At 48.5% G+C, this 14238-nt stretch carries 12 protein-coding genes and 2 pseudogenes; 4 read left to right on the top strand and 10 right to left on the bottom strand.

Annotated elements, in window-relative coordinates; translation table 11 throughout:
* Positions 1-157: 157 nt before the first annotated feature.
* Entirely contained in the window at positions 158-835 is a 678-nt protein-coding gene (locus ACFSB2_RS08615) for a TetR/AcrR family transcriptional regulator (RefSeq protein ID WP_377942632.1), read from the bottom strand.
* A gap of 158 nt (positions 836-993) precedes the next feature.
* Between ACFSB2_RS08615 and ACFSB2_RS08610 the strand changes: the two genes are divergently transcribed.
* Positions 994-2460: an MDR family MFS transporter gene (locus tag ACFSB2_RS08610; RefSeq protein ID WP_377942631.1), complete on the top strand. Its 1467-nt coding sequence runs from the start codon at positions 994-996 to the stop codon at positions 2458-2460.
* 83 nt (positions 2461-2543) lie between these two features.
* Here the strand turns inward: ACFSB2_RS08610 and ACFSB2_RS08605 are convergent.
* The 6 genes and pseudogenes from ACFSB2_RS08605 to ACFSB2_RS08580 form a co-directional block, all read right to left on the bottom strand.
* A pseudogene (locus tag ACFSB2_RS08605) lies at positions 2544-2690 on the bottom strand (DUF488 family protein, N3 subclade); the annotation flags it as partial.
* Between the two features lie 29 nt (positions 2691-2719).
* Positions 2720-3199 carry a YbaK/EbsC family protein gene (locus ACFSB2_RS08600; RefSeq protein ID WP_377942630.1) on the bottom strand — a complete coding sequence of 160 codons (480 nt, stop codon included), beginning with the start codon at positions 3197-3199 and terminating at the stop codon, positions 2720-2722.
* Positions 3200-3211: 12 nt separating this feature from the next.
* Positions 3212-3769, bottom strand: a complete 558-nt coding sequence (locus tag ACFSB2_RS08595) for a helix-turn-helix domain-containing protein (RefSeq protein ID WP_377942629.1) — start codon at positions 3767-3769, stop codon at positions 3212-3214.
* Positions 3770-4189: 420 nt separating this feature from the next.
* Positions 4190-5341 carry an FG-GAP repeat domain-containing protein gene (locus ACFSB2_RS08590; protein WP_377942628.1) on the bottom strand — a complete coding sequence of 384 codons (1152 nt, stop codon included), beginning with the start codon at positions 5339-5341 and terminating at the stop codon, positions 4190-4192.
* A gap of 206 nt (positions 5342-5547) precedes the next feature.
* Positions 5548-6252, bottom strand: coding sequence for a hypothetical protein (locus ACFSB2_RS08585; protein WP_377942627.1), 705 nt, complete (start codon positions 6250-6252; stop codon positions 5548-5550).
* The gene (locus ACFSB2_RS08580; RefSeq protein WP_377942626.1) at positions 6245-7180 is read right to left on the bottom strand and encodes an ABC transporter ATP-binding protein; all 936 of its coding nucleotides are present in this window, start codon (positions 7178-7180) and stop codon (positions 6245-6247) included. The genes ACFSB2_RS08585 and ACFSB2_RS08580 overlap by 8 nt, the downstream gene beginning before the upstream one ends.
* Positions 7181-7282: 102 nt before the next feature.
* Here ACFSB2_RS08580 and ACFSB2_RS08575 point away from each other — a divergent pair, with 102 nt between their 5' ends.
* Positions 7283-8221 (top strand): SPFH domain-containing protein, encoded by a 939-nt coding sequence (locus ACFSB2_RS08575; RefSeq protein ID WP_377942625.1) that lies wholly within the window; start codon positions 7283-7285, stop codon positions 8219-8221.
* Positions 8222-8236: 15 nt separating this feature from the next.
* Entirely contained in the window at positions 8237-8470 is a 234-nt protein-coding gene (locus ACFSB2_RS08570) for a type II toxin-antitoxin system antitoxin (protein ID WP_377942624.1), read from the top strand.
* A 276-nt stretch (positions 8471-8746) separates the two neighbouring features.
* Here ACFSB2_RS08570 and ACFSB2_RS08565 read toward each other — a convergent pair whose 3' ends face one another.
* From ACFSB2_RS08565 to ACFSB2_RS08555, 3 genes and pseudogenes are all read right to left on the bottom strand, one after another.
* The gene (locus ACFSB2_RS08565; RefSeq protein ID WP_377942623.1) at positions 8747-9775 is read right to left on the bottom strand and encodes an HAAS signaling domain-containing protein; all 1029 of its coding nucleotides are present in this window, start codon (positions 9773-9775) and stop codon (positions 8747-8749) included.
* A 5-nt stretch (positions 9776-9780) separates the two neighbouring features.
* Complete coding sequence (locus ACFSB2_RS08560; protein WP_377942622.1) at positions 9781-10176, bottom strand: PadR family transcriptional regulator; 396 nt, start codon at positions 10174-10176, stop codon at positions 9781-9783.
* Between the two features lie 326 nt (positions 10177-10502).
* Positions 10503-11729: pseudogene (locus tag ACFSB2_RS08555) on the bottom strand (YbfB/YjiJ family MFS transporter).
* A 214-nt stretch (positions 11730-11943) separates the two neighbouring features.
* On the opposite strand from ACFSB2_RS08555, the gene ACFSB2_RS08550 reads away from it, so the two are divergent.
* A complete protein-coding gene (locus tag ACFSB2_RS08550; RefSeq protein ID WP_377942621.1) occupies positions 11944-12873 on the top strand; it encodes a LysR family transcriptional regulator in 930 nt (309 codons plus the stop codon).
* The last annotated feature ends 1365 nt before the right edge of the window (positions 12874-14238 follow it).

The following is a 14238-nucleotide window of genomic DNA, read 5'->3' as shown; positions in this document are numbered from 1 at the left end:
TTCTTCGATTAGTTCGCGCAAGTTCCGCTCAAACCTTCTTTCCACTTTGCCCCCCTGCCTTAGACGCAAAGAGGCCAACCAGTCCGCGCCGACTAGTTGACCTTATCATACGAAAAGCTGCCCATTGCGTGGCAGCCTTGAACTTTGCCAGTCCTTATCACATCATCATACTGGTCAACTTTTGCGAAAGAACGTTTAGCATCGCAAGCGTGGCCTCGTCATGGATCACGTTTGGCCGCGATTCAGGCGCAAAAAGTTGATGAACCCGCATCTCATAGTAATCGAGCATGGCTTGTTTGCATGTGAGGTTCCTCGCAATAAGAGCGCTTGCATCCCCCAGTTTCGCGAAGCAAAGCTCATCCTGCATAATCAACAACTCCACATTCGCCCGGACAAACACGCCATCCTTCATACCTTGTTCGTAAAAGTCGTGAAGTGCGACATTTCGGGCCAACCAAGCAGCGTGGAGGCGCTCCATCAACTCAGGGTAGAGTGCACGCAAGTCCCTTCTGAATACCTCGGAACCGTAGTTTGCAACCATCAGCATTTTTTTAAAAACAACGTGATACCGCTCTTGGTAACTCCCGGATGTTTTGTCCAAGGCTGGGCTCACGTCGAACAATTTAATAAAGAAGTTCACAAAGTGCTCGATGACATCGTCCTTCGATTCGAAGTACTTGTACATGGTCGCCTTCGACAAATCCATGTACTTCGCGATATCGTCTGCACGCAAATTTGCAAGCCCATCATTTTTAATGGGGATCAGCAATTTCATAATCAATTTTGTTTTCAGTTCTTCATCACTGTATCGACAGTTCGGAGAGTCAAACCCCAAGTGTAGGACCCCCTTTCCATTTACATGCACCATTATAGTCGATGACTGAACTTCTGGCAAAAACCAAATGAACAAATTAAACTAATTTACACAAAATCAGTTTACACAGTTTTGTGCCTGTGCTATGATGGTCGCACTTGCAAAAGGGAGGTCCTACCATGTCAAATACGCCTCGTCAGGTGAGCGCTACTCACTCACCCACTTCAATGAGGTCCATCCTCGTGCCACTGACCGCTATCATCGTAGGTATGTTCATGGTTGTTCTCGACAACAGCGCCTTGAATGTGATGGTTCCTCATTTCATCACTGACTTCAAAACGTCATATAGCACTGTGCAATGGGCAATCACGGGATATGCGCTCGCACAAGCCGCAGTCATCCCGCTTTCCGGATGGCTAGCGGATCGATTTGGTGCAAAGCGCGTATTTCTCACATCGATAGCCCTGTTTTCCCTCGGCTCGCTCTTATGCGCTTTTGCGCCTGGTATCAAATTATTGGTCGTTTTTCGCATTGTCCAAGGTCTTGGTGGAGGAATGGTTGCGCCACTGGGGTTTGCTTTCACGTTCCGTTTAAGTCCACCTGAAAAAGTGGGGACCGTGATGAGCTTCATGAGCATCCCCATCCTCGTTGCCCCTGCACTCGGACCGGTCGTATCCGGCTGGTTAGTGGATTACGTCTCCTGGCACTGGATTTTCCTGATCAATGTGCCGATTGGTATCATTGGTGTGCTGATTGGCAGCAAGAGCCTCCCCAAACTGCCGGCACAAGCTGTGGCTCCGTTGGATCGCGTTGGCATGATCCTCGCGCCGCTTGGATTCGCAAGCTTGTCTTACGGTGTGACGGAAGGCAGTTCCAGTTGGACTTCGTGGCAAACAATCGGCGGACTTGTTGTGGGCATCGTCGCCCTTTTATTGTTCGTCTTTACACAACTGCGTCAGGCAAATCCTTTGATGGAGATACGTGCATTCAAGTCGGCGAAGTTCACACGGGGGATCATTGTGCTGTGGATCACGCAGTTTGCGTTTTTTGGCACCATCTTTTTGATTCCTCAATACCTACAAAATGTCCGAGGTTTCAGCGCGTTTCATGCAGGTCTCTGCATGTTGCCATACGCCATCACGACCGCCATTTTGAATCAAGTTTCAGGACGCCTATTTGACAGATATGGTGCCAGATGGCTTGCCGTTATCGGCGTCGGTTGCCTGACAGCTGCATCATTTTTGTTCTCGCAAGTACAACCGCACGCCACACTCAGTCACATACTCATTCCTGTCGTGCTACTTGGCGCAAGTTTGGGCTTGTGCATCATGCCGCTCAATTCACACGTATTGAAGGCTGCACCTCAACACCTAATTGGTCGTGTCACATCGCTGACGAGCGCCATGCAGCAAATCATGGTCTCTTTCTCGGTATCCGGCTTGACCACGGTGCTGACCTCGAAAATGCATGCGGCAACCAAGATGCAGCATGCATCGCAAGCATCCATATGGTCCATCGCGTTCAATCACACATTCCTTATCGTTGCGGCGATTGCCCTCGCTGGATTCATCTTTAGTTTCATGATTGGGGGACGCCCGCAGTCCGAAGGTAAAAGGACCGAAGAATTTGGTCTGATGATGGAGTGAAGCATCGAAACAAAGAGGATATAGATGGCCGCAGCGGACCACCACTGGTCTGCTGTGGCCTCGCATTGCAGTTGCTCGCTCTCCAATGATGTCTGATAGGCAACACGGAATGCCTCAAACCGCGAGGGGTCATGCCTAAACCATTGGAGGTCTGAAGACGGAGCGATCTCCTTTAGCCATATGTCAACACGCGCATCCGCTTTTCGGACTCCCCGCGCCTTGAGTATCACATGAATGATTTCACACCATCAGATAGCCCTTACTTTATAGCCATCACTTGTCCCTTCGTCATTTCAACGAGTTGATGGGGCGTTAATTCAAATACAGCTTTAGGATGTCCTGCCGCTGCCCAGATTGTTTTGAACTGGAAGAGATCTTCGTCGATAATGGTCATTATCGACTGTACATGCCCCAGTGGAGGAACTCCTCCGATGACAAATCCTGTGCATTCACGTACAAAGTCCGCATCCGCTTTTCCGAGTTTATCGTTTAACTGATTTGAAAGGTGCTTTTCATTCACACGATTCACTCCGCTGGCAACCACCAATAATGGGCTATCCGCATGCTTTAAACGAAATATAATGGACTTTGCGATTTGAGCGACCTCACAGTGGATTGCATCCGCGGCTTCTTGAGCAGTTCGCGTGCTGTCAGACAGTTCCACGATTTCGTTTGTATATCCCAAATCCAGCAACCTATCTTGCACGCGTTGAGCGCTTTCTTTTAGTGGCCTCGTCAAAGGAATCTCCTCCTAAGCATCTGTATAATGCATGACAACTTGAATGATCACATCTAGATCCGTTTGATTTAGGTAACGATGCGCCACATTACCTGTAAATCGTATTGCATGCCCCACTGGCAACGTATACATCTCATCATTTATTTGTATGTTGAATACCCCTGAAACCACGGTGATGTACTCCTCAACGCCTGCATGATGCGGAGTTGAAAGATAGTTGCATGTAGGGCTGAGGTGGAGTGTAAATATCTCTATACGGGTTTGTGGATCGAACGGAAACAATAGATATACTTTGCATTTTCCATTGTCCTCTGTAACGTCAGGGAACTCTTTTTGAATGACAACAGATACCATATTTTCATCTTCCTTGAGAAAGGACGAAAATGATGTATTGAGCCCAATCGCAATCTTCCATAAAGTTGTAACCGTTGGCTGTGTTTCTCCACGTTCAATTTGGTGAAGCATACCTTTGCTTACCCCAGTTAAATCAGCGGTTTTTTCTAAGCTCAGCCTCCTTTGTTGCCGAATTCGCTGCAAGTTACGTCCAACTTTGATATGTATCGCTTCCATCGAAAGTGGTCCCGCCCCTTCATACCACTATATTACACAATCATAACAACATACAATACAAAATGACATAAAAACATTTTTGCGTCAATCTACAATTAGTGATTAGCGCTGCATTCATTTATTCATCAGTCGTCGGTGAAATAGCGGCTCGCTCGCCGTCTATGAGGGCGGACCAAATTTGGGTGGAACAGAACCGCAGTTCGCTCTCTTTTTGGATATGCTCATTTGAGGCCTGCCCACGCGCGAGCTTGATGAACAAATCTAACGTCAAATACACACACCATGGCATCTTCCGTTGCGCCTTTAACCATTCGGTGTTCTGTTCACACCTTGTATGATGCCACAAAAAAAGACGTGGTTTGGCGCCTCCAGTGCCATCCACGTCTCTTTATAAATACGTTCCCCACCAGTTCTACTTGCCTATCTGTTGCCGTACCATACATGAATATTCCATTTTTCAGGCCCATGCAGCGGCTTACCTACGATATCTAAAGTTCCGCGATTGTTGACGTCGGCTAGAACGGCCTCATGTGTACCTGTGCCCTCGTCAACCACATGACGTGTCTTGAAGTTTCCTTTACCGTCATTCTCATAAATGTACATTGACGGAGCGTGTACTAAATAGTCATCTGTCTTTCTATCGGCCATGCCAATTTCGGCTACCAATAAATCGAGGTTCCCATTTTCGCAAAAATCCGCGAGAGCCAATGTGTGGGCGTCTAAGAGGCCGTTGTCAATGACGTGCTCTTCCCACAAGTCCGTGATATCGGAACGTGGCTTAAACCAGGCGACCTTTCCACCTTCAGTTCTACCATACACACATGGATCCCCTTCAGAAAGTATCATTTCATTCGCTCCATCGGAATCAATGTCGCCGATGGCCACTTTGGTGGTTATGTACCCACTTGCGAATTTATGACCATCCCAACCATCTCCGGTGTACTTGTACCAGTGCGTTCCACATACGAATTCATTTTTGCCGTCCCCATCAATATCCCCTATCGCCAAGCCTTCTTCCGGCTGATGGTTCGTCCCTTCTGATTTGCCCGTCGTAACTACCTGTAGACCCGGCCACGGGCTTTGAGTAGGATCTTGAGGCAAAGGGATCCGATACACAGTTGTGCCCTTGTTGCCGATTTGGTTCGTGAAAACCAATGATAGGTTGCCATCGCCCGTGATATCACCAATGACCGTATCATGAAACTGTCTGTTCCCCGTTTTGGCGATGACTCTCTTGATCCACTTGCCACCATTGGGCCCTGGATTTTCCCACCAATAAATCTCGTCGTGGCTTGCGTCACTTCCGTTGATCAAATCTGGGTAACCATTCCCAGTTAGATCATATAAGATACCGCCACACTCCATGTTCGAAGCTTCATCCAGAAAATGCTCAGTCCAGGGCGCTTGGTTCCCCTTGTTCTCAAGCCAAATCATCTTCCCATTCCTACCCGATACCACCAAATCCAGGAGTCCATCCTGATTGATATCCCCAACTGCCAAAAGCGTGTTCATTTGTCCGCCACCAATGGCATTCTCGACGCGTCCTACAACGCGCTTTGTGAAAGTTTTCAATGTATATCCCTCCAACGGATTATCTCGACTGGAAGTTCATTAGAATTTTTCGATCACTGTACGCACATGGTTGTAGGACAGAGATGCAGTAGTTCAGATCAGTTTTATGCATCGCTCTTGTCAACAATAAAACCAAGGGCTCCGCATCTTAGCGTATTCTTGGACAACGCAACGAATGTCGAGCAGGCCATTCCCCACTTCACAATCTATTCCTGCAAGTATAGCACGAGCATTTCGCGGCGGAATAAGCGTAAACCGATACGAGACAAAACAAATGCAATGATACCCAGTGCGATTGTAAACTTTGTCACCCACGTCGTCGTGAGCGAAAAATGAAGCCACCCAACCAAGAACGGGATAATGAAAAGTGCCACCGAAAAAATCGTGATCAAATATGCCGCTCTCTGCTCACCTACGCGGAGTGCCACAAATGTGCCTATTACAGCGACATACAGACTGAGGGTAGCCGTCGTACCAAACGCCACGACGCGACCGAGCGGAAAAGCCAAGAACAACCAATGCCAGCCGGAACCGCCCGTGATGCCGGATACGATTAACTGGATGGCGAGTGCAAGTAACGCCGCAATGTAGCCTACAGCAAAAGAAATGAGCACTTTAGCGCCAAAGATCGCATAGCCTGGAAGCCTTGTCGTCAAAAGATAGTCCAAGGTATGTCCAACCCGTTCATGTAAAACCATGTCTGGCGCGGTTTGGCCAACAACAATGACCGTCGCGAACAAAACATAGAGCAGCCGGAACATCATCATCGCTGAAGAATTTGAAGCCGGTCCATGGTGAAGCGTGGGCAGGATGCCCATGACGAGTACGACGATTGTAAAAATCAACAAAAACCGACGGTTACTGAATAACTCAACGACTTCTTTCCACATCACTGTGATCAAATCAGTCATTTTTTTCACTCCCCACCAAGCGCAGATATTCCTCTTCCAGTGAGACTTGCTCTGGAATGACGGCCCTGACGCCAATGTTGGCGCCGACTAAGGTCTTTACAATGGATTCAATGTCCTCCGGGACGGCGACGCTCACCCGCCATTCCTCTCTGCCGAGTGCAGTCAGTTGACCATCCTTTGGTAAAGCCAAGCGCCTCATTTTGTCCGAATCGCCCCCCGACAGGGTTAAACGAAAGGTAGGAACCCCCTGTTTGCCGAGTTTATTCGGGTCACCCGAGGCCACCAGATGTCCACCCTGAATAATGGCGACATGATCACAAATGCGTTGTGCCTCTGCCAGCAGGTGCGTGCAGAGAAAAACGGTGATCCCTGATTTTTGCACGAGTGAAACGAGCAAGTCTCGCACCATGACAATGCTTGCAGGATCTAGCCCTGCAGTAGGTTCATCTAAGATCAGCAATTCAGGGTCAGCCATGAGCGCCCGTGCCAACCCGAGTTTTTGGCGCATGCCTTTGCTAAAGCCCGAGACGCGGTCGTTCCGGCGATCCCATAAATCGACACGGTAAAGTGCTTCTTCGATCCGCTTGCGTCCTTCGCCCTTCTCAAAACGCGCAACCTTAGCTGCGAGTTGAAGGTTCTGGATGGCAGTGAGCCGATCATACAGACCCACATTGTCCAGCATGACGCCGCATTTTGAACGAACCAATTCTCCTTCTGAAATCGGGTCCATTCCAAGTACTCGCACAGTCCCTGCAGAGGGTCGAAGCATGCCGACCATCATCCTGACCGTGGTCGTTTTGCCCGCGCCGTTTGGTCCAAGAAACCCAAACACCGAACCGCGAGGTACGTTGAATGCAAGATTTGAAACGGCTGTTCGTTCACCAAAACGCCTCGAAAGTCCATGACATTCGACTGCTTGATTATTCACCGGGTATGCTCCTTTGCTAAGGCATAAAAAGTGATATCACTTTTATATCTAATATCACCATGGTATACTCAATGTCAATTATGGAAGCAAGGGAGAATCAATGTGACCGCATCGTCTTCAGGCAGTTCAAATACAAATGGAACGAGCTTATTGATACGGGAGACAACTGCGTTTAACAAATCTGGACCGCGCATCCTGTTTATCGGTATGATTGCCTTGCTGGCAGGTATTATTTTGTTCATCTACGCCGGTGCTTCCGCTGGTCATGATGATAAAGCCGTGCGAATCATCCTTCGAATTGTCGGAATTCTGATCATTGCGCTCGGCGTAATTGGGCTACGCGGACTGACGAGCGTGTCGCCTGGACAGGCAAAAATTGTTCAATTGTGGGGCCGCTATCAAGGCACAGTACGTACACAAGGTCTTCGATGGGTCAACCCACTGTCACGAAGACTCAATGTATCCACACGGATTCGGAACCTTGAAACCACGTTGGTCAAAGTCAATGATGCGGATGGAAATCCTATCGAGATCGCGGCGGTTGTCGTTTGGCAAGTCGCTGATACAGCACAGGCATTTTATGAGGTAGAGGATTTTGCGTCTTTTGTGGAAACGCAAGCTGAGACGGCTGTCCGTCACATTGCGAGTGTCTATCCGTATGACAGTTGTGGGACTGAACGGTTGTCACTGCAAGTGAATTCTGAGAAGATCACGGAAGCGTTAACCGAAGAAATTGGCGTACGAGTCAGTGTCGCCGGCATACGAGTGATTGAGTCGCGGTTAAGTCGATTGGCCTATGCACCTGAAATTGCACATGCGATGTTACAGCGTCAACAGGCAGATGCAGTGGTCGCAGCTCGTGAGCGGATCGTGACAGGGGCCGTAGGGATGGTTGAAATGGCCCTTCAACGTTTGGCGGAAGATGACGTGGTGGACCTTGATGATGAACGAAAGGCAGCCATGGTCTCTAACCTGCTTGTCGTCCTATGTGCTGATCGCCCGACACAGCCCATCGTCAATGCGGGTTCGTTATATCAGTGAGCGGGCGTGAACACCATGTCTGAGCGTAAAAGCCTTTTACTACGGCTAGATCCCGCGATTTATGACGCGCTGATGCGCTGGGCGAACGACGAACTTCGCAGTACCAACGCGCAAATTGAATTTCTATTGCGCAAAGAACTCGCTGAAGCAGGGCGCCTCCCCAAGAACACCGGGCGCCTGCCGAAACGCGGTCGGCCCCCAAAAGGGGCTTCTACGGAGAAACTGCCATCAGAAGAACCCTCTGAATAACGTACATATCACATCCGGTACCAAAGCAAGTTCAAGTCCACCACGGCGGCCTCGATGCCAAAGTGGTGGATTCAACTGATGAAATGCATCACTATGATTTTCATCGAGATTTTGATGACTTACAAATTTCCCCTTCGTAGAATTGGATTTTTCAAGTGCTTGCAACGCTCATCTCCCCGTACTGCGTCCCGACACTGCTCTGTTTACGCAAAGTTGCTCCTTGAATCTTGTCTGTTTTTCCGTCACTCTTCAAACCTGTGTATTATCTGTTGCGCATTACCTTACTTCTTGCGTGCCATTGCTAAACGCGCGTGTAAAAGTCAAAGACGTCTCGCACACAAACAAGAAAATCAGAATCCCAAGGATGACTTTCCCACCGATCAGAATCGGTTGCGATAGGTCGACATTCGCGGGCAACCTGCCCCCCCAAGCATCCAACTGATGCATGAAAGCTAAACGCCACAGATTCATGTTGGCAAGAACGATCACCGCCGAAACAAGCGATAAAATACCCATTACCGTATTTACGACCGCGAATTTAAAACTGTAGCGAATAACGACCATTTTCATGATCTCTTTGACAATGCCGATTCCAAAACAAACATAGACGAGCGCCTGATAGCCATGTGATATGCTGAAATTAAAGAGCTGAAAAGACGCGTTGCTACTCCCTGGTAAATGTATACCGAACTGCCCCGTAGCAATGTTAAAAAGAATAAGCAGTATCACCATGAAAACGATTCTCTTGACGGACGTCGAGCGCTTGGGAAGTATTGCTCCGCTTTTCGGTATTTCGGGTAAGTCTGATGGCTTCCAATTGGCTGTATCCCGTTTTACCGCTCTGATTTTATCCGCTGCGAAACGTTCTATAAACACGAAGAATACGGTCAGCCACGCGAATACCTGAATGAGGGCATCCGGCAGTTTCCCCAGTAACGATCCGATGATAAAGCCTAATACATTCCACAGATTTTGTGGTGGCGCAGTGACGTACTGTACGATTGTAGCTACAACCATCCCAAACGCGACGAGCGGCAGGACGATCTTAAGCAATAGGATATAGGCATCGTACATCTCCGGCCCGATGATATACCGTGGTCGATCCGCATACCTCGCGGCAAGTTTTGATGGCTCGCCGAGTTCCTTGAGCACCGTCTCTACGTCACTCACAGTGGGTTCATGCTCTGCCGCACGCGTATCAAGCATATCCTCGATGAGAACACGCAGTTCTTGAGCGATATCTTCCCGCTGCTTTTCCCGCAAGCGCCGTGTAACGGCGTAGATGTACCTTTCTACCATTTCCATCCGATTCACTCTCCTTCTCCTTTGCGAAAATCGATTAGGTTGGAGGGGGCAGAATTCGTTGGCATATCTCCATTCAAAAGCTTCCCCATGTTCTCCATCATGGACGTCCATTCCGCACAGAGCGTGTGATACACCTCTTTACCCAAATCGTTCATGACGTAATACTTGCGCGGCTTCGAACCGCCGACCTCCCAGTCACTATGCAACAGCTCCTGCTTCTCCAATCGCCGGAGCAGCGGATAGAGGGTGCCTGCATCCACGGGCACGCCCTTTTCCTGAAGAGTTTGCACCAACGAATAGCCGTACTTGGGTTCATGCAACTGACTGAGCACGACCAGTACGATGACGCCACGCCGCAATTCCGACACAAGGCTTGAGATCAATTCCGCTTTATCTGCCATGTCACCACCTCAGAAGTGATTATAGTGTGCGACACACACTATCGTCAATAAAACAATAAGAAACAATGAACATTAGTATGTATAAGACCATAATCATTCGATGACGTTGTACCTAGGGTTTAGGGTTTTTCGCAAAACAAGGGGTTCACGCGGTGGATAAAGCGAGTGTGCACTGTATATTCGCAGAATGTGTTCTTGATCTTTTGCCTGAGTATTTACCGTGGCCTGTCCATATCTACAACGTGCGAGATGGGCATCAGCGCGATAATGGGGTTCGTCCGCCATTTTGGCGGACATAGATAATACAAACGAGCGTCTCAATGGGTTCACTGCGCTTTTAGCGCGGATACCCTGAAATATCGTGTCCACCAAAGAAGGAGCGCCGCTGCCAAAATGATGACCCCCGACAACAGCATTGCCATGCGATAACTATGCGTTGCCGTGGTGAGCATTCCAGCCAATATCGGCCCTACCACCTGCCCAATGCTAAACATGGCTGTCATCAGTCCAAGCACAGGTCCTGCTTTTTCTGGGGAAGACATTCGGCCAATGGATAAAGCGAGCGAAGTAATCCCCATAAACGTGCCGCCAAATAAGATAGCACCCAAAATTGCTTCCCAACCCCCTGCATGAATGACCGGAAGTAAAATGCCAACCGCTTGTGCCACAAAAGCGATGATGGTTGCTTTACCCCATCCCCATACTTGAGCCGCTTTTGTCCAGAGCCATGTCGAAGGAACACCCGCCAAGCCTACAAAGACCCAACTCACTGTCCCCAACCATGCGATAGATGTTTCTCCATGAAAAAAGGCAGTAATAAAAGTAGCCATGACGATGTAACCAAGCCCCTCTAACCCATACACCAGCGTGATGCTCCAAAGCGGAAATGGGGATTTCAAACCCAATTGTTTTTTTGCCGGCGAACGCGCATCCAGATTCACATCTCGTGCCGTTCGCAGCCACACCAACGCGAAAATCGTAAAAATACCGCCTAGACATCCCAGCCCCAATCATCCACGCTGCCATGCACCACCACGCCCAAGATAGGGCACGAGTATACCGGTCAGCGCGATCCCGACGCCTACCCCGGAGTAAAGCATCCCTGCTTTCTGGACATCCCCTCTTCTCGCCAGCCAATCCATCACAAAACTGGACGATATGATAAGGACAATCGCACTGAAGAACCCGCCTAGTCCTCGTAACACACACCATCCAGCATGGGCGTCTGTTAGTCCCATGCATGCCGTGGTCACCACACTCCCGATGAGTCCGATGGCAATGGTTTGAAACCGAAACCTCATATCTCTTTGTAGTCGAACTGGAAGCGCGGCAGCAAAAATTGATCCGATGAGATAGCCAAAATAGTTCCAAGAAGCAAGCACGCCAGCAAATGCAGTAGACAAATGCGCATGTTGCTGCATGATGGGAAGCAGCGGTGTATAAGCAAATCGCCCAATCCCCATGGCAACCGCCAAACCCAACAGTCCACCGATAACCGGGCGGACGGCATGCCCTTTTGAGGTTGACGCTACAATCTCTGTATGAGAATCCATTGTTTTTTCTCCCCTCGTGATCCTTGTCTCTCCTTCTTGCCAGCTTCCATATAGAGGCCGCTTCGCAACAAATTGGTCACATCCACTCAAATTCCGCTTTATTTAGGTGAATCGTTGACAATGTCTCGTCGAGATCATCATAATAGGTGCACACAAAAGCGTAAAATGATTGTTTGTGATATTAAATATCATTCTCACTGATGAAGGTGATGCAATGGAACTCAGGGACTTAGAGATTTTTTATACGGTGGCACGCACGGGAAGCATGACCGGCGCTGCGAAACAACTTGGATTTGTGCAGTCACATATCACTGGCCGAATTCGCCTTCTTGAAAAGGAGTTACAACAACTTCTTTTTGATCGTTTGAAAACAGGGGTTGTTTTAACTGCAGAGGGTAAAAAATTGTATCCATACGTGGAATCGCTGCTCGTGCAATGGAATGAGACCCGCAATGCGCTTTTAAAGCAGGATGAACTGTTCGGCGCACTTCGCATCGGATCGCTCGAAACAACGGCGGCTTTGCATACCGCTAGCTGGATTGCAAAGTTCCACCAGAAGAACCCGAGCGTAGAGATTTCACTGCAAACTGGAACCTCAAAGGCGCTTCTCCAAGGTGTTGTGGACAGAACATTGGACATTGCGCTGATTGCCGGTTCAGTAGCGCATGTGGAGTTAGATTTCAAAGCTTTGGTGGTAGAGGAACTGGTTATTATCACACCGCTTAACCGTACGCCCGTGGACATGCTTGCTGGAACGCCAGTCATCGTCACATTCCGCGAAGGTTGCACCTATCGGCGCGCACTCGAAAAGTGGGTAGCAAATAGAGGCGTTACCTTATTCAAAACGATGGAAAGCGCCAGCATCGATACCATCCTGCAACTGGTTGCGGGAGGATTAGGCATCTCCATTATGCCGCTATCCGTCTTGGCCCGTTCAACTTGGCGTAAAGAACTGACAGCCCACCCCATGGATATAGCCGATGGTCTCGTAACGACCCATGCGATATGGAGACGTAGGCCACACGTTCCGCGCGTCATATCGTCATTTTTGGAACAATTGAGCGAAGACTCCGCTCTGGCGAGATCTGTTGACGCTGTCAGGGTGCCGATAGGTGCTCAAGAACCAAGTGCGGGCGATGATTGACATGTTTGAGTTTTGTAAAAAACACGCCCTCATCAACCGCACTGCGACTCTCAGTGCTAGGTACAGAGTCAGATCAACAACGAACAGGAGTAGGATCATGATCATGGAAAATAAAGTTGTATGCTCACGTTTGATATATCAGGGATGTGCCGAATTCTTGCCGCTGATGTTGTGATGTTTTCCCCGAGAAATCATCCTTTTATGCTTCCTATGAATCCCGTCCTGCGTTCGCCGGACGATGTTCTCTGGCGCAAATGTGGCATCCAAGAGGAGTTCCTAAACTCCATACACAGTTTCTAGGCATCATACATAACTTGCAGTGAAAGAGGGGAGCGGATGTGGAAATCCATGTTGTCCAAAGAGGGGAATCCTTGTTTACTATTGCTCGAAATTACAGTGTTCGTTGGAAAGACATTTCAAACATCAATCTACTGCCCCCTGCCCGTCCATTGTTCCCGGGCAGGCTTTACTCATTCCTGCAGGAGCACCCCAAGTTGAACATCCTGCAATTACAGTGTTAGGGTTTATTGGAATAGGGGCTCCTTACCTTGATCGGACAAACATCATCAGTTACGGGCGTACAACACGTTTTTGAGTCTATACGGCTACATGATGGATTCGAAGGGAACATTATGCCAGTTAACGATGAATCGAACATTGCAATCACGAAGGAAACGCGTTCATCTGCAACTGCATACTTTTCCAACTTGACATACTCAGGATTTAACGGTGGAGTGCTTAATCGTGTCCTGAATGATGCTGGTCTTCGAAACGCCTATATAAATCAGTTATTTGAAATGGAATGGTATGGACAGAGATACATGCTAGGATATGGCTTACCGGAGCTATAGAGTAGACACGTTCCTTATGATCGTTTAGGCACATCTTCTCCAATCCTGCTTCAGTGGAATATGTTAATTCACAACATGAAAGAAATACAAGGGTTCTTTATGTCACTGAATTCTCTTCACAAACGGGCCGTTGTTACATTCTAAAGTGTGGTTTGTGGTAGCATTCCACGCTCTTATACCTCCTCTTCAATCCAGACTGTCTAGATATAATTGGAGAGCCTTCTGCAATTCTTTTGTCGATTGAGGAGTACCAGCGTTTAACGATGCCACGAACTAAATTGACTGATTTCTTTAGGTCATCTCCTTTATGCGATGAGGAGCTTGATCTAGAAAGAAGTTCGGACATGGCTCGTGAGGTGGAGTTGTGAAATACCTTCTTGATACCAATGTGATTTCCGAGTTAGTCAAAAATGGTATTAAGTCAATATGGTGGACACACCAAACCGAGAATGTATGAAAATCCCATTTCGTTTGCTTAGGCTGCAGGTTTGTGTGTCCGCTCGTACGTCGCTTG

The organism is Alicyclobacillus fodiniaquatilis (genome assembly GCF_042678105.1).
GTDB classification, from domain to species: Bacteria; Bacillota; Bacilli; order Alicyclobacillales; family Alicyclobacillaceae; genus Alicyclobacillus; species Alicyclobacillus fodiniaquatilis.
Note: the sequence above shows the minus strand (reverse complement) of the source record. Positions and strands in the feature narration are given on the sequence as shown.

Excerpts from the sequence above, each read along its gene's own strand:
- ACFSB2_RS08595 (WP_377942629.1), bottom strand. The coding sequence starts at position 3,769 with ATGGAAGCGATACATATCAAAGTTGGACGTAACTTGCAGCGAATTCGG.
- ACFSB2_RS08560 (WP_377942622.1), bottom strand. The coding sequence starts at position 10,176 with ATGGCAGATAAAGCGGAATTGATCTCAAGCCTTGTGTCGGAATTGCGG.
- ACFSB2_RS08565 (WP_377942623.1), bottom strand. The coding sequence starts at position 9,775 with ATGGAAATGGTAGAAAGGTACATCTACGCCGTTACACGGCGCTTGCGG.
- ACFSB2_RS08550 (WP_377942621.1), top strand. The coding sequence starts at position 11,944 with ATGGAACTCAGGGACTTAGAGATTTTTTATACGGTGGCACGCACGGGA.
- ACFSB2_RS08585 (WP_377942627.1), bottom strand. The coding sequence starts at position 6,252 with ATGACTGATTTGATCACAGTGATGTGGAAAGAAGTCGTTGAGTTATTC.
- ACFSB2_RS08570 (WP_377942624.1), top strand. The coding sequence starts at position 8,237 with ATGTCTGAGCGTAAAAGCCTTTTACTACGGCTAGATCCCGCGATTTAT.
- ACFSB2_RS08610 (WP_377942631.1), top strand. The coding sequence starts at position 994 with ATGTCAAATACGCCTCGTCAGGTGAGCGCTACTCACTCACCCACTTCA.